Here is an 18,898-nt window from a genome sequence, read left to right as displayed (position 1 = left end):
AGATCATAAAGGGGAGGTCATCATGGTAGAGGCACAGCGGAATAAATGCCGGAGATTCTCCATGGTATTGCCATTGGTACTGCTTGGGGTGTTTGCTGGAACAGGGCTTGCGTTTTCTTCCAACCTAGCCCAGGTGCCTCTTTTTCTGAACGCCAGCGTGGATCCCAATATTCTTTTCATTATTGACGATTCCGGTTCCATGCATTTCGAGGTGATGCCGGATGAGCCAAGCAGTGTCAGCTATCGTTATAATGCCCGTTATGCCTATCCGCGGACTTCCGGGGTGTATGGGGGAGGAGATTATGATAATTACGTCCCCACCTTTACGGACAATATGTATAATTCTTTCTATCGTTCTTCTGTTAACAATAAAATGTATTACAACCCCGCGATTACCTATAAGCCCTGGGTGAAGTATGACGGCAGTTCTTATACCAAAGCAACAAGTACTGCCGCTTGGCACAATCCGGAAAATACGGGGGCAGGATCCAGAGATCTGACTGCATCAACATCACAAAGTGCTCGTTGGGTTTCGTGTACGAGTCCGTCATCCTGCTCTTCTTCGGATCGCGATTCCAGTACTTTCTGGCCTGCGGTATATTTCTGGCCTAAATCCGAAAGTGAACTGGGAGCAGACGTTACGTGGGATGCCTGGAATTTTAGCCACTATCATAAGGTTGAAATTCGATCCTCAACAACGGAGTATGTGGGCCATGGTCGTGAAAACCGTTCAGACTGTGCGGACAGGGCGAACCGTCGGTGCACCTATGCGGAAGAGATTCAGAACTTTGCCAACTGGTACACCTTTTACCGATCGAGAATTCTGGCCGCCCGTGCCGGGATTGGTCGCGCCTTTGTGGATCAGAGTACGCGCTTGCGCGTGGGCTTTGGTGCCATTAACAAATCATCTTCCTATATTGAGGGGCGTTCGGATACAGGAAATTTACAGATAGGAACAATCATTCGGGGAGTACGTCCTTTCAGTGGTACGAATAAACAGAATTTTTACAGCGATCTCTATGGGTCTGTTATCCCGAATGAGGGAACTCCCCTTCGGAAGGCCCTTGATGATGCAGGCCGATATTTTTCCTGGACGAACAACAGGGGGCCTTGGGGGAAAGCTCCGGGTACAGATGACAGTTCTGCCCACCTCACCTGCCGTAGCAGTTATAGCATTTTGATGACGGATGGATACTGGTCAGAGGGCAGTAGCTATGATGCAGGGACTTCTGGAGCAAGGGAAAATACGGACGGCACCACATCTGGAAATATGTCCCCCCCTATCGCTAAACCCGGCGGCGGCACATGGGAGTATGCCGTTGAACATCCTTTCCGGGATGCCCACAGCAACACCCTGGCGGATGTGGCCATGTATTACTGGAAACGGGATCTGCGTACGGATTTATCCAACCGTGTTCCTACAACGCCCATCAATCCGGCTTTCTGGCAGAATATGGTTACTTTTGGGGTAGGGTTCGGGGTGACGGGCAGTATCCAGCCTGAGGATGCCTGGACGGCCTTGAAAAACAAGACCGCCATTGCCTGGCCTGATCCCACAGCCAGTGAACCTGCCAAGCTGGATGACCTTCTTCATGCGGCGGTTAACAGCCGGGGGGGCTTTTTCAGTGCCTCGGATCCGGAAGCCTTTGCCAAAGGACTTTCCGATGTACTGAAAGACATCACAAGCCGTGGCGTCGGAACCGCTGCTGCCATTGCGACCAACTCCACCCGTGTGCTGGATGATACCCTTATCTACCAGGCCCGCTTTGACAGTGAGGATTGGAGTGGCCAGATTCGGGCTTACAAAATCAATAATGATGGCGGTGTCGGGGCTTTGAGTTGGGACACGGACGGTAAAATAAGCCCCCATGGAAGTCGCCGGATTTATACCTGGGATGCGTCAGCAAGTGTGGGGATTTCTTTTTTCTGGGACAATCTGACGGCAGCTCAAAAAACTGCCCTGAAAGGTACGGATACCGAGGATTCCAAGGGACAGGAGCGTCTTGACTGGCTCCGTGGGGATGACAGCAAGGAAGCACCTTCCGGGTCTTTACGTAAACGAAACCTTGTGCTGGGAGATATCGTCAATTCAGATCCCCTTGTGGTGGGTACACCTAATTTTGGCTATGAGAAGCTTCCAAGTGGTACGGCCGGACAGGACAGTTATGCGTCTTTCCGGGAAGGTAACAAGAACCGGAGGAAGATGGTGTATGTCGGCGCGAATGACGGCATGCTGCATGCTTTTGATGCAAAAACAGGAGAAGAGAAGTTTGCCTATGTTCCCAATCTTGTTTTTGCGGGTCTTAAATCCTTGACAGATCCGGCCTATACCCATCGTTATTTTGTGGATGGCCCGCCTGTTGTGGGGGATGTCTATCTTGACGGTGCCTGGAAAACCATTCTGGTGGGAACCCTTGGGGCTGGGGGGAAGGGCATTTTTGCTCTGGATATCACAGATCCCGATACCTTTGGTGAAAGCAAGGTGCTCTGGGAATTCACCCATGCGGATCTGGGGTATGTGCTGGGGCCTCCCGTAATTGGAAGGATGCAGGATGGAACCTGGGCCGTTGTTCTGGGGAACGGGTATGAGGGAACCAGCAAACAAGCCTCTCTCTTCGTTGTCAAACTTTCCGATGGCAGTCTTCTCCAGCAGGTTCCCACTCCGGCAGGCAGCAGCACCAGTCCGAATGGTCTTTCCACCGTAACCCTTCTTTCCGATGAAAACCGTACCCTTACTCATGCCTACGGGGGGGATCTTCTGGGGAATCTCTGGAAATTTGATCTGACGGGGAGCCAGCCCAGAAACTGGGATGTGGCTCACAAAAGCGGTAATACGGCTGAGCCCTTGTTCCGGGCCATGGCCGGAAGCAATGCCCAGCCCATTACGGCTCCTCCAGAAATCGGTGCCCATCCGGATGGAGACTATATGGTGTATTTTGGTACGGGAAAATACTTTGAAGCAGGGGATAATCAGGGAAGTTCTACGTCACCCGTTCAGTCTTTTTACGGAATCTGGGACAAATCCGGTAATAATACCCAGATTACGAAAACGGATCGGTCTGATTTGCAGCAGCAGACCATTACCCATGAACAGTCCTTTAGCACATCTGAAAATCTTCGCGTGGTATCGGGCAACGCCGTTAACTGGACTTCGAAACGCGGCTGGTATCTGGATCTGCGATCTCCTGTTACAGGTGTGGGGACGCAAGGAGAGCGGGTCGTCAGCAGTGCGCTTTTGCGCCATGGGCGGGTAATTTTTACAACCCTGATTCCTTCCACAGATCCTTGTGATCCCGGTGGGAGCAGCTGGCTGATGGAGCTTGTGGCCCTTACGGGGGGACGTCCCACAAAGGCTGTTTTTGATGTCAACAAAGATAAGGATGTGGATAAGGATGACCTTGTAGAAATTATAGTTCAGGAGGATGGGGTAGACAAGAAGGTCATGGTTGCAGCCAGCGGTATGAAGTCAAAGGTCGGAATTATCAAAACCCCTGCGGTGATTAGTGCGGGAACTTTGGAATATCGCTACAGCGGTGGCTCTCTTGGGGATATCATGGTACTTCCAGGGGCAGGCAGTGAGGATGACAGGCTTGGGCGACGTTCCTGGCGGGAGGTTATTGCCCGCTGATTTTTTTAGGTCTTATCCTTTTGGCACAGAGGTCTGGTGCGGAATCTTTTTTTCTATCCGGTGTTGAAAAGGGTTTTTGATCGTCTTTCTGAGTGCAGGAGAAGGCAGGCATGAAAATCAAGGCTATGGATGCAAAAGGGTTTACATTGATAGAGTTGTTGATTGTGATCGCTATTCTGGGGATTCTTGCGGCCATTGCCTGGCCTCCGTACCAACGGTACCGGATGCAGTCCGGTCGTTCTGATGCACGGGCCAGTCTTATGGAAAGAGCCCAGCAGGCGGAGAGATTTTTTGTGCGGAACAGTACCTATGCCAATGCCTTTGGTGTGAATGCAGGAGACAATACCTTTTTCTCGGCTGAAGGACTTTACACGATTGTGTATGCGGGTACGGCGACAGGTTTTACCTTGACGGCAACGCCCAGGCTGGGGCAGACAGCGGATACTCTTTGTTCCCGTATGATTGTCAACAGTCTGGGGCAGAGAACGGCACGGGATGCAGCGAATAACGATACCTCTGTTCCCTGTTGGTGAGAAATTGTACTTGGTCGCGAGATGGATGGGTGTGGAAAAGCATACTTGAAAAGGGTTCTATTCTTTTCAAGTATGCTTTTTTTGAGGTCAGTTTTTTTTCGGGCCCTGTATGGTGAAGCTTCCGTTGGCAGTGAGTGCAATGGCATAATGGATCTGGTTTGTATCAACAGCCGTGTCGTCATTGTTGGGAGAGCCAATGGTAAAGGTTCCTGCAGGAGTTCCTGTTGTCATACCTGTAGGAAGATAACGGATATTGTTGGGGCCTCCAAGAATTAACAGATTGCCTTTTGGCCCTGAAAAGCTTCTCACCAAAGCCTCTCCTGCATCTCTTATCCCGTTTCTGCTGGTATCCACAAAAACGATGTATCCGGTTTCCCAGCCCTTTCCTGCGGTAGTACTGCATGTCGGTGCAACGGGGGCTACGGAACTGTCTGTTGCATTGGGATTTGCAGATCGGCAGAGGGTTATGGGAGTCCCCCGTGTGATGGCTTCATTTCTGGCATAGCTCAAGGCTGTTCCCAGGGTGAAGACGGCCGTTTTTTTCTGGTTGTTGCCCCGGACTTCCCGGAATGTGGGTGTGGCAATGGATACGATAATGGCAATGAGAGCCATGATCACAATTACTTCAATGAGGGTGAATCCCTTTGTATTGTTCATGAGGCCCCCTTTCTTTCTTGAGATATCCGCTGGATACGGTTTGGGCTGGGGCAGACTAAAAATTACCGAAGAGGGCTAAGTACCAGCGTCCCCAGCCGTGCATCTTTTCTGGACTGAATTACAACGGCCGCAGAGGCTTCTTCCCGGGTATCCAGGATAAAAATGGCACCAAAGGGAATACGGTCTTTCCGGATATCCTTTTTGTTTCCCGTAGGATTGATCTCTTTTTCTTCGATCAAATGGTATTCCTGACCGGGAAGTACCCCCTCTTTTTTTCCAAGATTGATATACAGGAGATCGCCCTGGGCGAACATGACCTGACCCAGATCGCCAGCAATGATTTTTCCTTCAAGCCCTGGGGTGTGGTCATCCATGGGAATCTGAGCGCTGCGTTGTGGAAGGGGGAAAAGTCCGTCATGGGCCTGGATGGGACGGAAGGCGTGGGTGACCTGGCCAACGGTCAGCGTGTCTTTGTACTCTGTGATTTCAATAATGCCGGAAATATGGTGCAGGTAGCCAGCGGTTTTGCGGGGAAGATCCGGATCCTGAATTTTTTCGGGTTTGCCGTATACAATGTAACGTCCGGCAATGGGAAGGGTGTATCCCGTTGCGGGCTGAAGGTATACCCTGTCGCCCGAACTGATCATATCCTTGGCTTCCGTTGCCGAAATCAGGTGGGCTGACGGTGCTTCAGGCTGGGGGGTGATGAAGCCGACCTTGTGGATGGCAGAATAGGTGAAGCTAGGCCTTGGGGGGGGCGTCTGGGCGGGGGGGGCTTTCTTTTCAGGGAGAGCCTGCGGGATGATGGGCAGCTCTGGTGTTTCTGGCCGGAGGGCAAGGCGGAGTTTCTGACCGGGATAGATCCAGTGAGGATTGTGGCTTGTGATGCTCACGCCGTTTTCTGCCCAGAGTCCCGGCCAGTACCAGGCCGTGTTGAAAAAGCGGGCGGAAATATCCCAGAGGGTATCTCCTTTTTTTACAATGTAGTAATATCCGTCCCCATCCTTCAGAATATCCGCTGGCAGGGTACTGGCAGAGAGAAAAGAGGGGCAGAGAAGAAAAAATATGAGGGTCGTGTACAGTACAGATCTTGGAATCATGGCGGATTTTCCTGTAAGTGATGAAGGGTAGGATGACGTGTGTACCATTGTTTTTTATCGGGATTCCGGTGTCTTTGTCAAGGTGGATATCCCGATGTGGGTATCCTGATTTTCCAGGGAGTGCCCGGTGCGGTTTGGGTTCCGCCGGGATCGGGGAACATGTATTCAAATGGAAAGAGAGAGAAATTCCCATGCAGCGTATTGTTCAGCTTTTTTTTGAAGCACTCATGCTGAAACGTCTTCCCCGTTCCGGCTACCAGTTTCTGGGTTCTGGAGATGAGAGTGTGGCCGAGCATTCTTTTATGATCAGTCTTATTGCCTATGTGATGGGACGCATGACGCCAGGGGTGGATTGTGAAAGGCTGATGCTCATGTGCCTGCTTCACGATCTGCCCGAAGCCCGTATGGGAGATTTGAATTATGTCCAGAAGAACTACGTCCGGGCCGATGAGGAAAAGGCGGTACGGGATCTTGTTCATGGGCTTCCCTTTGGGAAGGAAATGGCTGATCTTCTGAAGGAATTTTCCGAAGGAAAAACCCCGGAAGCAAGGCTGGCAAGGGATGCGGATCAGCTCGCCTTTCTTGTGGATCTGAAGGCCCTTGCGGATACGGGACGTCAGGGGCCTCACAAGTGGATGGATGTGGTTGAAAAACGGATTGTAACGGATACGGGCCGCAGTTTGGCGCACAGCCTGATGTCCACGGATTGGGATGCCTGGTGGCTGGAAAAGTACGTTGACGCTTCTGGAGATGAAAGTTAGGTTGGCGCTCATGACATCGTTTTTTCCGGACAGGGTTTCAGGGGGCGGATACCGTATAATGAATTAAAGCAACTTATATGCCCATGGTAAAGGTGGGGGAAGCCCCCGTTTTTTTCGGGAAAACGGGCATTTTTTTGTCGGATTTAGCGTTTTTTGTCGGTGATTGTGGTGCCGGGCTTTGGGAAAGAATGGCCGTATGCACGGAGAAGAACAGGAAACGGAAAAGGACGGGGAACCGCTGAATGCCCCCTCTGGGGAGGTGGATGGGCGCAGCATGGCCCTGATCCGTCACTCCCGGGAACTGGAGCGGCTCCTGCAAAATGCCCTGGAACAGAACAGGCTGCTTCTGGAGGAAAGGCACTTCTTGCGGAAGAAGATCGGATGGCTCCAGGAAAGACGCCGACGTGCCAGGGAAAACAATCTGGATCTTCTGGCCTTTCTCGTGAATCTTCATCTGGAAGGGCACAGGACGGCTATGGCTCAGGAGCTTTCACTGGCCATTGGCAGGGATCTTGGACTGGAAAAGGTGCAACTCTGGCGATTGTCCCAGGCGAGCCGTCTGTATCCCCTCGGACTGTTTCATGTGCCGAAGTCCCAGCATCAGAAAAGGGGCTTGTGTTTTTCAGCCACACAGGAGGATATTCCTGTGCAGGTTCCCCTGGCGGCTGCCCGTATGCTGGAAGCGCTTGACGGTATGGCCGGGCTTGCTGCCGTGTTGCGCCATCTGGGGGAGCGCTGTGACGGCAGTGGCGGGCCGGACGGTCTGAAGGGACGGCGGATTCCTGTGGAAAGCCGGATTTTATCCGTGGTACTGGCCTATCAGGAGTCCCTGCATGACTGTGGCACATCTGCGGAGGTGCTGCGGCGGATGCGGGGGGAAGCCCTCTGGGATCCTGATGTTCTGGCCGTTTTGCAGCATCATGCCCAGGATGGCGGGGATTTATCCTGCCGTATCCGCATCTGGGATCTGACTCCCGGCATGATCCTGGCGGCGCCTGTGCATGCCCGTGCCGGAGCCATGCTGCTTCCTGAAGGAACCTGTATTACGGCCCATCACCTGAAGCAGCTTGTCGCATACAGTGGAGCCGGGCCCCTTGAGGACATGGTGACCATACGGAAAGAAGGACTTCCTTTAAAAGACTGAAGCAGGGGCTGCCTGTCAGGAAAAGGAGTTTTTATTTTTTGCAAAAATTCTGTAGAGAATAGGGAGGACAGCGAGCCTGTCCATTTTATGTACCGTCAAAGCGAATTTCAGGACTTTCCCCTGCAACTGAAACAGTAAGGATAGATGCATGGATATTGCCTCCATTGTGGGCCTTCTTGCAGGTCTTGGTTTTATTCTCATGGGTATTCTTTTGGGAAGCGGCATCGGTCTTTTCATTGATTTCGCTTCCCTTGCCATTGTAGCGGGCGGTACCGTAGGTGCGACTCTGGTGGCTTTTCCCATGAAGGATTTTGCCAAGGTGGGCAAGGCCATGAAACGTATTTTTCTGTTCAAGCTGGAAAAGCCCGAAGAGCTGGTGGTAAAGCTTGTGGAAATTTCCAACAAGGCGAGAAAGGGCGGTCTCCTTTCCATAGAAGGGGATATCAAGGTGATTGAGGATCCCTATTTCTCCTCTGCCCTTCAGATGACCGTGGATGGTGTGAAAACGGCGGATATTGCCGCCATCATGCAGAAAAAAATGGGGATGGTTTCCAAGGAAAACAAAAGCGGTGCCACCATGTTTACGGTTATGGGGGCGTATGCCCCGGCTTTTGGCATGATCGGTACCCTGATTGGTCTTGTACAGATGCTGGCCAACCTGGATGACCCTTCCACCATTGGTCCGAAAATGGCTGTGGCCATGATCACAACTTTCTATGGTGCGGTAATGGCCAACCTGTTTTTCCTGCCCATGGCGGACAAGCTGAAAATACGGAGTGCTGAGGAAATTATGAATATGACCCTTGTCTATGAAGGTGTGATTTCCATCCGGGAGGGTGAGCATCCCCGTCTGATGGAGGATAAGCTGAATATCTACCTCGCCAATGCCAAGAAAAAGGATGAGGGCAAGAAATGAAGGCAGGCGCTGGAGTCTCCATAGGCCGAAGGGGAAAAGTGAGGAAATGCCATGGCAGATGAGAATGCGAATGAAAATGAAGCTGCCCCTCAGCTGGCTCCACCCGAAGAAGAGGAAGATGAGGGGGGAGGGGGAGGTGCACCGGCCTGGATGGCCACCTTTGCAGATCTGGTTACCCTGCTCATGTGTTTTTTTGTTCTGCTTTTTGCCATGAGTACCATTCAGGATGAGGTGTTTAAAGAAATTGTACAGTCTTTGCGTACGGCTCTGGGGGTACAGCAGCTGCCCGAAGCCGGTACCCGCGAGGGCCTGATCATGGAGCCCAGCCGTCCGGATCCCCGTGAAAAACAGAGGGACGCCGTGGATGAATTGGGTTCCATGGTACAAAAAGAGGTGGAAGAGATTGTGTCCGATGTGCGGGAGCTGGTGCTTTTCAACCGTCTGGGGGGGATGGTGGAGGTCAGGGAGAGCGATGTGGGGGCTGTGATTACCATTTCAGACATGGTGCTTTTCCGTTCCGGTGAAGCGGTCATGGTGCCAGAGGGGGTTGAAATTATGGCTAAGCTTGCAGATGTTCTCAAGCAGTTTCGCTATCCTATCCGGATTGTGGGGCACACGGACAATGTGCCCATTACCACCGCCTTTTTTCCGTCAAACTGGGAGCTTTCCACGGCAAGGGCTTCCCAGGTGGTGCGTTTTCTCATCGGACGTGGCCTGAACCCCATGATGCTGACGGCTCAGGGCTATGCGGAGTATCGCCCCGTGGATACCAATGACAACAATCCCGGTCGGGCCAAAAACCGGCGGGTGGAAATTATTTATGAGCGGGCCAGCATTGGCGATGCATTGGGGAAATGATGAAACGTCTGACTCTTCAGGAAACGGCAGCAAGTCTGGATTTACCGGTGCATACCCTGGAGCGCTGGATTCGTCAGGGACGTATTCCCATTGTACGTACGGCACAGTTCTGTGAATTTCGGGAAGAGGCTTTGAGCCGCTGGGCGCGGCAGCATCATATCCCCTTCCGGATTGCCGGAGATACGGCACATGGTGTGCCGCATGGCCAGAACGAGGCCTTGCAGGCTGTTTTACGGCGTGGCGTCCTTCTTCGTGAACTCAGGGCAGGGACGCCCGCCGATCTTCTGGGGCAGATGGTGCGTGCCCTTCCCGGTCTGAACCCTGATCTGGAACCCCTGCTTTTGGAAAGGCTTCTCGAAAGGGAGGCCTTGGGATCTACGGGGGTGGGAAGGGGGATTGCCCTGCCCCATCCGAGAACGCCCCTTGAAAATTTTCCGGAAAAAAGTTGTATTGTCACGGCTTTTCCCGAAAAACCCATCCCCTATGGTGCCATTGACGGACAGCCTGTTTTTGTCCTGTTCATGCTGCTTGCTCCGGATGTGAAGGCCCATCTCTCCCTGCTTTCCCGTCTTTCCTTCTGTCTGCGGGACAGGGATTTTCATGCCCTTCTCTCCAGCAGACCCGAGGATGAAATTCTTTTTGCGGCTGTGGAGGAGATGGAGAAGGCCTTTCAGGCCAGGGGGAGCGCATGAGGGGGGAAGGGATGAAATTGACCGGAAAATGGGGATTCCGGGGGTGGCTCTGGCTGCGAACCCACATGGATCCTGCCTTTTTTCTCATCCTGATCGCCATTGGTGTGGGGGTGGCCGGTGGTCTTGCTGCTGTGGCCCTGCACCACCTCATCGGCAGTTTTGCCTCCTTTGCGGCAGCCCACAGACAAAGTCCCCTGGGATTTTTTTTCCCCGCCCTTGGAGCCGGTGCAGCGGTTTTTTTCATGGAAAAGATTGTACGGGAAGGAGGGGGGCACGGGGTTCCTGAGGTGATTTATGCGGTGAGCCGCCATGGCGGGCTGATTCGTCTGCGGTCAAGTTTTTCCCGTATTCTGGCCAGCAGTATGACCATTGGCAGCGGTGGATCTGCAGGGCCTGAGGCTCCTGTGGTGATGGCGGGGTCTGCCATTGGATCCAATATCGGTCGTTTTCTGGGGCTGGATGAGAGGCAGCGGGTAGTGCTGGTGGGCTGCGGTGCAGCCAGTGCCATAGGGTCTATTTTCAATGCCCCTCTGGCGGGTATGGTTTTTACCATGGAAGTGCTTCTGGGCCAGTGGCGCAGCACCCACCTGGTTCCTATTACCATCGCGGCGGTGACGGGTACGGAAGTCAGCCGGAGGATGAACGGCAACCGGATTCCCTTTGAAAGCGCTGCGTTCACTGTGCATCTCCAGGATATTCTGGCAGCAGCGGGGCTGGCGCTGCTCACCGCACTTGTGGCCATCGTCATTATGCGCAGTCTTCGGGGGATGCATGGGTTTTCCGTCAGAGTCGCGGGCCGCATGGGAATTTCCCTGTGGATGAAAGCTGCTCTGGGCGGGCTGTTTGTGGGAGGAATCGGTTTTTTTTTCCCCGTAGCACTGGGAGAGGGCTATCAGGCTGTCCGGGAGATGATTGCAGGACAGTACAGTTCCGGAATTCTCCTTGTTTTTCTGGCTCTGCTGGCGAAGATGGCGGCAACCAGTTTTACCCTTGGCTGGGGAGGCGTAGGAGGAATTTTTGCTCCCAGCCTTGTGATGGGCGCGTTAACCGGTCTTTTCTATCATCGGATTCTGGTGCTGGCCTTTCCCGGAGTAGTCTGGGCCAGTGAGGGGGGCTTTGCCCTTCTGGGGATGGCGGGGCTTCTTGCCGGTGTCCTTCAGGCCCCTCTGACGGCTATTTTTCTGATATTTGAGATTACGGGGGGCTATGATGTCATGCTGCCCCTGATGGTGGTATCTGCCCTTTCTACCCTGCTCTGCCGTCTGGGGGAACCCGCATCCATTTATCTGCGGGATCTCATGGCCAGGGGAGAGCTGCTCCGCCCCGGAACGGATCGCCGGGTACTTCTGGATCTCAGAATCTCTGAAATCATGGAGCGGGACTGCATGTCCATACGCAGAAATCTCCTGCTGCGGGATTTTGTCCGTTTGCAGCAACAGTCCCGCAGAAATTATTTTCCCGTGGAAGATGAGGCTACGGGCCGTTTTGTCGGCATGGTGCATCTGGATGATGTGCGGCCCTATCTTCTGGATGATCTTCTTTATGATACGGTTCTGATGGAACAGCTCATGCACAAGGATGTCGCAGTGGCCCATCCGGATGATGAATTGCAGGATGTGCTGGATCTTATGGATGCCAGAGGGGTGTTCAGTATGCCCGTTGTGGCCAACCACCGGTTTGTGGGTATGATCTCCAGGGCAACCCTTCTGGATCACTACCGCAGAGAACTGCGGGTACAGACGGGAGAGCTTTGATGGGAGAGATTGTTGCCAGTCCTCGTTTTTTTCATGTGTACCAGGATACGCCCAGAGGTCGCGAGGCCTTGCAGCAGACCGCCTTTTTCTGCCGGATCATGGGCGCTGCACCTGTGGTATATATTCCCGAATCGTCCCGGTTTCTCATGTATTTTGAAAACCGTGTGGTGCAGGTGGATCTGGAGGGTGGCCACTGGGGAAAAAGGGAGCGTGAGAGGGCGCAGTCACGGGCTGCGGAAATTCTGGCTGATGCAGGTCTTGATGCACGTTTTTTAGAGGTACGGCACAGAACGACCCCTGCCCTTCCGGATATCCCCGTGGACTTTGACTACATGGCCTGTCCCGTTCCTCTGCACACGGATTCATGGGTATATTCGGATCTGGGGATGCGCAGGCTTCCGGCTGTGGCACCGTTTTTTGTGCTCATGCCCGCACCTGTGGCCAGACCCTGGAAAAGTCTTCTGCTTTGTTATGGTGGATCCGAAGGGGCATCCCGGGCTTTAAAGATTGCTCTGGGGCTTGCGGAAACCATGGGCCTTCCCCTGGATGTCTTCGGCCTTGGAAATCCGGAAGAGCTGGCCGCTTCGCTGGAGAAGACCGCAGGTTCCGGAATGTCGGCTATCCGTCACTGCCTGTGGCGACAGGAGACAGGGGAGAATCCCTGGATGGGTATCCCTCCCGATGCTCTTCTGGTGCTGGGAGCATCGGGAAAAAGCTGGATACGGGAAGCCCTTTTACCTTCTTTCAAGAAAAAAATCCGGTGCTGGCTGTCTTTTCCCATGCTTTTTGTGGGATCCGAGGGAGCGGCCACATTTCTGGAGGATTTTACATCCTTACGTGGCTGAGTTTTATGGGGCCTTGCAGCATGGTATGGGCACTGCGTTGGAACTGTTCCGTAATATCGGAAACGTAAAAACGGTGTTCCCCGTTTTTTCCAAGCAGGGCATCCACCTCAGGGTGCTGCTGGAGATAGCGGGCCACCGTACCGGCAACACAGCTCCCCGAATCAATGATGCGTACACCCTTTCCGATTTTTTTCTGGATCAGATCTTTGAGGATGGGGTAATGGGTGCAGCCCAGAATCAGGGTTCGGATTTGTCTTGTTTTGAGGGGATGCAGGTATTTTTTGACAATGCGTGTGGTTTCCGGCGTGTCCAGCCAGCCCTCTTCCACCAGGGGAACGAGCAGGGGGCAGGGGATGGAATGAACCGTCGCTTCAGGTTTTAAGGCCTTGATTCTGGCTTCATAGACACCCGATGCAATGGTGGCCCGTGTGCCAATAACCCCGATGCGTGGTGCGGTACGGACTGTAATGGCAGCATCCACAGCAGGATTGACCACTTCAAAAACGGGCAGGTCAAAGGCCTGGGTCACGGAGTCCATGGCCGTACTGGCTGCGGAATTGCACGCAATGATAATGATTTTTGCCCCTCTTTCGATGAGAAAGCGGGTGTTTTCCATGGCGTACTGCCGTACCGTCTCCGGGCTTTTGGAGCCATAGGGCATACGGGCGGTATCGCCATAATAGAGGATATCATAGCCGGGAAGCTGCTGCATGATGGCCCGTACTGTGGTCAGGCCGCCAATACCGGAATCGAAAATACCGATCATGGGTGCATGGCTTTCATTTGGCCCCGTCTTCCATATCCATGTCAGATCCGGAAGACGGGGCAGGAAAGGGTGTAAAAAAGATGCATTTTAACAGCAATCCGATGCGCCAGGAGATTTTCACACTGGGTCTCGATGTGGGAGTTCTTTCCGCCTACCTCTGCTGCTGCGGTATTGCTGCGGAAGGGCTTTTGTCCCGGAGCCGTTTATGCAATGTCTGGAATCAGGGAGAAGAGGCACTGGAAGCAGCCCTGGCCATCCTGGAAGCCCGCAACATCATTATGGCTTTTCAGCAGGACGGGGAAACGGTGTATCAGGTGCATCCCCCTTCCCTGTGGGTGACTCCGCTGTAAAACCTGGACGAGTCTGCCTGAGGGAGGCGAGGGTACGGGCACGTATGGCTTCGGGGGGAGCATCCGGTCGTATACCCGGACAGGCTTCTCCCATCAGCCGCCAGTTGCCGGGCTGGCGGAGAACGGCGGGGATAAAGGGCCATTCCCGGCACATCCGGGGTTTCACGGGATGGATGGAACAGATGTTGTTTTTTTGAAAAACACAGCGTCCTTCCTTTCCCATGGCAAGGACCAGACCCTGATCGGACTGCTGGCAGAATTCCCTTTGGGTTTCGGTTGCAGAGGCACCGATGAAGGCGGCGATGGCACGGATATCTTCTGGACTGACATAGGTGCCACCGAAACCTACGCAGCACTCTCCACACTGTTGACAATCAAAGACCGTATCTTCAAACATGGCGTCGTGACTCCAAGGCCCGTTTCAGCGTGACCTGATCAATGTATTTGAGATCGCCGCCCATGGGGATTCCCGAAGCAATGCGGGTGACCCGGACGGGAAAGCCGGAAAGCTGGCTTGCGATATAGGCTGCTGTGGCTTCTCCTTCCACTGCGGTACCGGTGGCCAGGATCACCTCCTGTACCTCTTCTGGGCGGATACGCAGTAAAAGCTCCCGGATACGGATATCTTCAGGGCCGATACCATCCATGGGTGACAAAACTCCCTGAAGGATGTGGTATACTCCCCGAAATCCACCGGAGGCCTCAACAGCCATCATATCTGCGGGGCGTTCCACCACGCAGAGCACGCCCGTATCCCGCTGTGGATCCCTGCATACCGGACAGAGATTGCCTTCGCTCAGGGCAAAACAGCGCTTGCAGAGGCGTACATTCTCTTTGAGGGCCAGAATGCTCCGGGCTAAATTTCGCACATCCTCACCGGGAGCCTTGAGAAGGTGCAGAGCCAGACGTTCGGCGGTTTTCGGCCCAATGCCGGGAAGTGTCGCAAGGCTGCGGATCACCTGAATCACCGAAGGGGGATAGTGCTGCATGGCTGTCCCTCAGAGAAGAAAAATGTCCGTTGCGCATGGCGTCGCAACGGACATGGAACAGGAAGAATTTCCCATGGGACTTTTCAGAAAAGCCCCGGTATTTTCATACCACCGGTAAGTTGACCCATGGCGGAGGACATCATTTCCTGGGATTTTTGCAGGGCATCATTCACGGCGGCCATGAGAAGATCCTGGAGCATTTCCACATCTTCAGGATCCACCACCTCTTTTTCAATGTGAATGGAAAGTACCTGCTGCTGTCCATTGACCGTTACACGTACCATGCCGCCGCCTGCGGAGGCTTCCACGGTTTTTTCAGCCATTTCCGCCTGCATTTTTGCCATTTGCTGCTGGAGCTTCTGGGCCTGCTTCATCATCTGGCCCATGTTGCCTCCCATGCCTTTCATCGTGCCTCCTTCAGAAAAGTGATGTCCACAACCTTGCCTTTAAAGATATCCAGGGCATCCTGTACCAGGGGGTGGGTTGTGGCGTCGTTTCGTAACAGTTCTTTTTCAGACTGGCTGCGGAGCGCCGCAGAATCGTTTTCTTCCGTGACATGGATCACAAGGGAAAGGGGGGTACCGAAAAGTTCCGCAGCATGGGTTTCCACAAGCTGCCTGTTTTTTTCATGTGTCAGTCTGGCTATAAAAGATCCCGACCCCTGAACTTCAAGTTCCATACTCTGATCAGAGAGCTTTTTCAAGGTTGTTTTGGTTGCCAAAAGGTCTCCGAGGGACGGGCTGACCTCACGCAGGCGACTGATGAGGCTTGGCCAAAGGGTTTCTTTTTTTCCATGGGGTAGGGTGGCGGTTCGGGGAGGGGGGACGGGAACAGACGCGGGAGGGGATGGGGCAGGCAGTACGGAGGGAGGCAATTCTGAAAGACGCGGGTCGGGTGAGGAGGCAGGGGGACGGGCAGCAGGCTCAGCGGGCTTTTTTTCAGGGGCAGGAGGGGGGGGTGTCTGGGGGATGGTGGGGAAACCCTCTGCTTTCAGGGGCGCGGAGAGGAGGGAAGGGGCTGACAGCGACGTGTTTTCTTCCCCATTCAGCATGTCCTGACGCAGGATCTCCAGTCTTTCCACAAGGCGGTCAATGGAAAGAGCGGGTTGAATACGGATACAGCGGAGCAGCAGGGTTTCCAGGGCCAGCCTGGGATGACTGGCATGGCGCATGCTGCCATCTTCGCCCATGAGAATATCCAGAAGTCGGGAGAGGTAGTGCTCTGTCAGGGGCCTGGACTGGCTGAGGAGATCCTGAACCATGGTGTCGGGAAGATCCAGAAATTCACCGCAGTCCTTTGGCTGCATTTTGGCGACCAGCAGATTGCGGATGTGGTTTGAAAGGTCTCCATGGAATTTTCTGAGATCCACACCCCCATCATGGAGATCCCGGATAAGGGTAAGCATTCTGCCCGTATCCCCCCGGAAGAGGGCATCTGCCGTTTGAAAGGCCTGGCTGCGTGCTGCGATCCCCAGAATACGGGCCACGTCTTCACGGTTTCCCTGACCACCATCCAGGCTGGAGATTACCCGATCCAGCAGGCTCAAGGCATCCCGTACGGAACCATCCGCCTCCCGGGCGATCATATCCAGCGCCTCTTCTTCAAGGAGAACGGATTCCCGCTGACAGAGACTGGCGAGATGGGCGGTCAGGACAGGCGTCGAAACTCTGCGGAGGTCATGACGCTGGCATCGGGAGAGTATGGTCAGGGGGATTTTGTGGGCTTCCGTGGTGGCAAAGAAAAAGAGTACATGGCTGGGAGGTTCTTCCAGTGTCTTGAGAAGGGCGTTGAAAGCTGCGGTGGAGAGCATGTGGACTTCATCAATGATGTAGATTCTGTAGGGGCTGTGAGCGGGCATGTAGCCCAGACCTTCCCGAAGATCCCGGATCTGATCCACGGAATTGTTGGAGGCACCATCAATTTCCATCACATCGACCCCGTTGCCTGCGGTGATTTCCATGCAGGAACGGCAGGTGTTGCAGGGGAAGGGGGAAGAACCCTGGGCACAGTTCATCGCTTTGGCAAGAATACGGGCAATGGAGGTTTTTCCTGTCCCTCTGGGACCACAGAAAAGAATGGCGTGGGCCAGACGTCCTGCAAGGATGGCGTTTTGCAGGGTCTGGGTGACATGATCCTGGGCAATGATTTCAGAAAAGGACTGGGAACGGTATTTGCGAGCCAGTACCAGATAAGACATGGGGGTCTCCTTGCCGTCGTATGGGGGAGTACGCAGCATTGATGAAGGGTTCATCATTCTGCCAGAACGTCTGTTTGCCCACTACCAGAAAAAAACAGGATTTTAAAGGGATGATTTTTGGCGGAAAATTGGAAGAAAAACGGGAGCTGCCCTACAAAATTCTGACGACGGCCCTGGCGCAGCCATGCCGTTTCAGGCGTTGCCTTTAGATCAGTAAACCCATCGCTCCCGCGCTGGAATGTGGGAGTGATGGCTGAAGGAAGGTGATAATCAGATGCAGCCTTGCCTTGCAGTTTTTCAGGGGGGCATGGAGCTGAACCCCCGGAAAAGAAAAAAGGGAATCCGAAGATTCCCTGACAATTCGTAACCTGCTTTATTTTAAAAGCTTGTAATAAGCAGGTATCTTTTTTGTATGGCGGAGAAGGGGGGATTCGAACCCCCGGTACGCTTTTGACGTACACACGCTTTCCAGGCGTGCACCTTCAGCCAGCTCGGTCACCTCTCCGCAGTGTATGGCCTGACATTGTATGTCAAGAATGCGCCAGACAGGAATGAGTAATTAGTCGTTTTTATTTCTGGTGTCAACAGAAGAATTGGAACAGGGAGGATCTTTTTTGTGATCAGGTTCCTGGCTTCAGAATCTCTCTGGCCTCGCGGCTCTGTATGCCAACCTGATCGTAAAGAAAAAGGGGGGAATGGAGGAGCAGGCCGGAGGCAGCGCCAAGGATACCTTCCACAATCACCAGACGGGCGGGATTTCCGGGCAGGGAGTGAATGCTGCGCAGTCTCTTGGGGGTGATTCGGTATGCGTTCATGGTGCAGAGCAGCTCTGTGCTGCGATCTGCCGGGAAAATACAGTGAAGTTTTCCGCCTGTTTTCAGGAGGCGTTTTGCTGTGTTCAGCCAGCCATCAAGGGTGATCAGGATTTCATGCCGGGCGATGGCCCGCTCTTCCTGGGGGTTGATACGACCGCTGTGGTGTTTGTAATAAGGGGGGTTGATGACAATGCTGTCCACAGGGCCGCAGGTCACTTGCTGATCAAGAAGCTGCATGTCCGTTTCCAGGATCCGGAGCCTGTTCTGTACGCGATTTATCAGGGCGTTTTTCCGGGCCAGCTCCGCAAGCCCCGTCTGGATTTCAACGGCAGTAATGGTAATATCAGGATTTTTAAGGAGCAAAAGCAGGGAAAGGATGCCGCATCCTGTCCCAAGATCCAGTATATGCTCACCGGAACGGGGGAGGATGTGGTGGGCCAGAAGGACGGGATCCAGGGAAAAACGATACCCTTCCTTGTGCTGAAGGACGTTCAGGGTTCCAAGGCTGTCTGTGCTGAAGAGTGTCACAGGACTCCGATGCGCAGACGGATATCCTGGACAAGGGGGGAGCCGTATGCCGTGTTGATGCGTTCTTTGATTTCTGGTTTAAGAAACTGCAAATGCTGCATCCAGACAGAACTGGCTACGGCGACAAGGAGGCAGCCATCCCTGAAGGAGATGGGTTTGGCATTTTTTGCAATTTCAGAACCGACAGCTCCTTCCCAATAGTGCCAGATTGCCTGAAAATCTCCTTTTCCATAGCGGTTGCGGAAGGGTTCCATGGCGATATCAAGGGCAGCACTGATATGGGAAAGTCTCTTGTTTTGGGGTCTTTTTTTTGTCATGGGGACTCCGCTGAAAATTCGATCCGATGGTTGCCAGGGTGGGTATTC

19 protein-coding genes and 1 tRNA gene are annotated in these 18,898 nt (G+C 53.6%); 10 read left to right on the top strand and 10 right to left on the bottom strand.

The features are described from left to right. The first annotated feature begins 61 nt into the window (after positions 1–61). Positions 62–3,628: a pilus assembly protein gene (locus tag BR04_RS10855; protein ID WP_496356032.1), complete on the top strand. Its 3,567-nt coding sequence runs from the start codon at positions 62–64 to the stop codon at positions 3,626–3,628. 110 nt (positions 3,629–3,738) lie between these two features. After that, complete coding sequence (locus tag BR04_RS10850) at positions 3,739–4,161, top strand: type IV pilin protein (RefSeq protein WP_496356031.1); 423 nt, start codon at positions 3,739–3,741, stop codon at positions 4,159–4,161. An 87-nt stretch (positions 4,162–4,248) separates the two neighbouring features. On the opposite strand, the gene BR04_RS10845 is transcribed toward BR04_RS10850, so the two are convergent. Next, entirely contained in the window at positions 4,249–4,818 is a 570-nt protein-coding gene (locus tag BR04_RS10845) for a GspH/FimT family pseudopilin (protein ID WP_496356030.1), read from the bottom strand. A 62-nt stretch (positions 4,819–4,880) separates the two neighbouring features. Continuing rightward, positions 4,881–5,918: a LysM peptidoglycan-binding domain-containing protein gene (locus tag BR04_RS10840; protein WP_496356029.1), complete on the bottom strand. Its 1,038-nt coding sequence runs from the start codon at positions 5,916–5,918 to the stop codon at positions 4,881–4,883. A gap of 191 nt (positions 5,919–6,109) precedes the next feature. Here BR04_RS10840 and BR04_RS10835 point away from each other — a divergent pair, with 191 nt between their 5' ends. From BR04_RS10835 to BR04_RS10805, 7 genes are all read left to right on the top strand, one after another. Then, on the top strand, positions 6,110–6,679 hold the full coding sequence (locus BR04_RS10835; protein WP_496356028.1) for an HD domain-containing protein: 570 nt from the start codon (positions 6,110–6,112) through the stop codon (positions 6,677–6,679). Between the two features lie 196 nt (positions 6,680–6,875). Next, a complete protein-coding gene (locus BR04_RS10830; RefSeq protein ID WP_496356027.1) occupies positions 6,876–7,823 on the top strand; it encodes an HD-GYP domain-containing protein in 948 nt (315 codons plus the stop codon). Between the two features lie 148 nt (positions 7,824–7,971). Further along, entirely contained in the window at positions 7,972–8,739 is a 768-nt protein-coding gene (locus tag BR04_RS10825) for a motility protein A (RefSeq protein WP_496356026.1), read from the top strand. A gap of 51 nt (positions 8,740–8,790) precedes the next feature. Further along, on the top strand, positions 8,791–9,597 hold the full coding sequence (locus tag BR04_RS10820) for an OmpA/MotB family protein (protein WP_496356025.1): 807 nt from the start codon (positions 8,791–8,793) through the stop codon (positions 9,595–9,597). Then, positions 9,597–10,289, top strand: a complete 693-nt coding sequence (locus BR04_RS10815; RefSeq protein WP_496356024.1) for a PTS sugar transporter subunit IIA — start codon at positions 9,597–9,599, stop codon at positions 10,287–10,289. The genes BR04_RS10820 and BR04_RS10815 overlap by 1 nt, the downstream gene beginning before the upstream one ends. An 11-nt stretch (positions 10,290–10,300) precedes the next feature. Then, positions 10,301–12,043 (top strand): chloride channel protein, encoded by a 1,743-nt coding sequence (locus BR04_RS10810; RefSeq protein ID WP_496356023.1) that lies wholly within the window; start codon positions 10,301–10,303, stop codon positions 12,041–12,043. Continuing rightward, positions 12,043–12,888 carry a hypothetical protein gene (locus BR04_RS10805; RefSeq protein ID WP_496356022.1) on the top strand — a complete coding sequence of 282 codons (846 nt, stop codon included), beginning with the start codon at positions 12,043–12,045 and terminating at the stop codon, positions 12,886–12,888. Before BR04_RS10810 ends, BR04_RS10805 begins: the two co-directional genes overlap by 1 nt. On the opposite strand, the gene murI is transcribed toward BR04_RS10805, so the two are convergent. Then, entirely contained in the window at positions 12,869–13,654 is a 786-nt protein-coding gene (gene murI, locus BR04_RS10800; protein ID WP_496356021.1) for a glutamate racemase, read from the bottom strand. The two genes, BR04_RS10805 and murI, sit on opposite strands and share 20 nt — an antisense overlap. 80 nt (positions 13,655–13,734) lie before the next feature. On the opposite strand from murI, the gene BR04_RS10795 reads away from it, so the two are divergent. Next, positions 13,735–14,004: a hypothetical protein gene (locus BR04_RS10795; RefSeq protein WP_496356020.1), complete on the top strand. Its 270-nt coding sequence runs from the start codon at positions 13,735–13,737 to the stop codon at positions 14,002–14,004. On the opposite strand, the gene BR04_RS10790 is transcribed toward BR04_RS10795, so the two are convergent. From BR04_RS10790 to BR04_RS10760, 7 genes are all read right to left on the bottom strand, one after another. Continuing rightward, positions 13,931–14,401 (bottom strand): YkgJ family cysteine cluster protein, encoded by a 471-nt coding sequence (locus tag BR04_RS10790; protein ID WP_496356019.1) that lies wholly within the window; start codon positions 14,399–14,401, stop codon positions 13,931–13,933. The genes BR04_RS10795 and BR04_RS10790 overlap by 74 nt on opposite strands. Beyond that, on the bottom strand, positions 14,394–14,993 hold the full coding sequence (gene recR, locus BR04_RS10785) for a recombination mediator RecR (RefSeq protein WP_496356018.1): 600 nt from the start codon (positions 14,991–14,993) through the stop codon (positions 14,394–14,396). Before recR ends, BR04_RS10790 begins: the two co-directional genes overlap by 8 nt. An 83-nt stretch (positions 14,994–15,076) precedes the next feature. Further along, positions 15,077–15,400, bottom strand: a complete 324-nt coding sequence (locus tag BR04_RS10780; protein ID WP_496356017.1) for a YbaB/EbfC family nucleoid-associated protein — start codon at positions 15,398–15,400, stop codon at positions 15,077–15,079. Further along, positions 15,397–17,190: a DNA polymerase III subunit gamma/tau gene (gene dnaX, locus BR04_RS10775; protein ID WP_496356016.1), complete on the bottom strand. Its 1,794-nt coding sequence runs from the start codon at positions 17,188–17,190 to the stop codon at positions 15,397–15,399. Before dnaX ends, BR04_RS10780 begins: the two co-directional genes overlap by 4 nt. Before the next feature lie 413 nt (positions 17,191–17,603). After that, positions 17,604–17,695, bottom strand: a tRNA-Ser gene (locus tag BR04_RS10770). Positions 17,696–17,810: 115 nt separating this feature from the next. Further along, positions 17,811–18,533: a tRNA1(Val) (adenine(37)-N6)-methyltransferase gene (locus tag BR04_RS10765; RefSeq protein ID WP_496356015.1), complete on the bottom strand. Its 723-nt coding sequence runs from the start codon at positions 18,531–18,533 to the stop codon at positions 17,811–17,813. After that, on the bottom strand, positions 18,530–18,850 hold the full coding sequence (locus tag BR04_RS10760; protein ID WP_496356014.1) for a DciA family protein: 321 nt from the start codon (positions 18,848–18,850) through the stop codon (positions 18,530–18,532). Before BR04_RS10760 ends, BR04_RS10765 begins: the two co-directional genes overlap by 4 nt. Positions 18,851–18,898: the final 48 nt, after the last annotated feature.

It is taken from the genome of Desulfobotulus sapovorans DSM 2055 (genome assembly GCF_059569355.1).
Note: the sequence above shows the minus strand (reverse complement) of the source record. Positions and strands in the feature narration are given on the sequence as shown.

Excerpts from the sequence above, each read along its gene's own strand:
- BR04_RS10855 (WP_496356032.1), top strand. The coding sequence starts at position 62 with ATGGTATTGCCATTGGTACTGCTTGGGGTGTTTGCTGGAACAGGGCTT.
- BR04_RS10850 (WP_496356031.1), top strand. The coding sequence starts at position 3,739 with ATGAAAATCAAGGCTATGGATGCAAAAGGGTTTACATTGATAGAGTTG.
- BR04_RS10845 (WP_496356030.1), bottom strand. The coding sequence starts at position 4,818 with ATGAACAATACAAAGGGATTCACCCTCATTGAAGTAATTGTGATCATG.
- BR04_RS10840 (WP_496356029.1), bottom strand. The coding sequence starts at position 5,918 with ATGATTCCAAGATCTGTACTGTACACGACCCTCATATTTTTTCTTCTC.
- BR04_RS10835 (WP_496356028.1), top strand. The coding sequence starts at position 6,110 with ATGCAGCGTATTGTTCAGCTTTTTTTTGAAGCACTCATGCTGAAACGT.
- BR04_RS10830 (WP_496356027.1), top strand. The coding sequence starts at position 6,876 with ATGCACGGAGAAGAACAGGAAACGGAAAAGGACGGGGAACCGCTGAAT.
- BR04_RS10825 (WP_496356026.1), top strand. The coding sequence starts at position 7,972 with ATGGATATTGCCTCCATTGTGGGCCTTCTTGCAGGTCTTGGTTTTATT.
- BR04_RS10820 (WP_496356025.1), top strand. The coding sequence starts at position 8,791 with ATGGCAGATGAGAATGCGAATGAAAATGAAGCTGCCCCTCAGCTGGCT.
- BR04_RS10815 (WP_496356024.1), top strand. The coding sequence starts at position 9,597 with ATGAAACGTCTGACTCTTCAGGAAACGGCAGCAAGTCTGGATTTACCG.
- BR04_RS10810 (WP_496356023.1), top strand. The coding sequence starts at position 10,301 with ATGAAATTGACCGGAAAATGGGGATTCCGGGGGTGGCTCTGGCTGCGA.
- BR04_RS10805 (WP_496356022.1), top strand. The coding sequence starts at position 12,043 with ATGGGAGAGATTGTTGCCAGTCCTCGTTTTTTTCATGTGTACCAGGAT.
- murI (WP_496356021.1), bottom strand. The coding sequence starts at position 13,654 with ATGATCGGTATTTTCGATTCCGGTATTGGCGGCCTGACCACAGTACGG.
- BR04_RS10795 (WP_496356020.1), top strand. The coding sequence starts at position 13,735 with ATGCATTTTAACAGCAATCCGATGCGCCAGGAGATTTTCACACTGGGT.
- BR04_RS10790 (WP_496356019.1), bottom strand. The coding sequence starts at position 14,401 with ATGTTTGAAGATACGGTCTTTGATTGTCAACAGTGTGGAGAGTGCTGC.
- recR (WP_496356018.1), bottom strand. The coding sequence starts at position 14,993 with ATGCAGCACTATCCCCCTTCGGTGATTCAGGTGATCCGCAGCCTTGCG.
- BR04_RS10780 (WP_496356017.1), bottom strand. The coding sequence starts at position 15,400 with ATGAAAGGCATGGGAGGCAACATGGGCCAGATGATGAAGCAGGCCCAG.
- dnaX (WP_496356016.1), bottom strand. The coding sequence starts at position 17,190 with ATGTCTTATCTGGTACTGGCTCGCAAATACCGTTCCCAGTCCTTTTCT.
- BR04_RS10760 (WP_496356014.1), bottom strand. The coding sequence starts at position 18,850 with ATGACAAAAAAAAGACCCCAAAACAAGAGACTTTCCCATATCAGTGCT.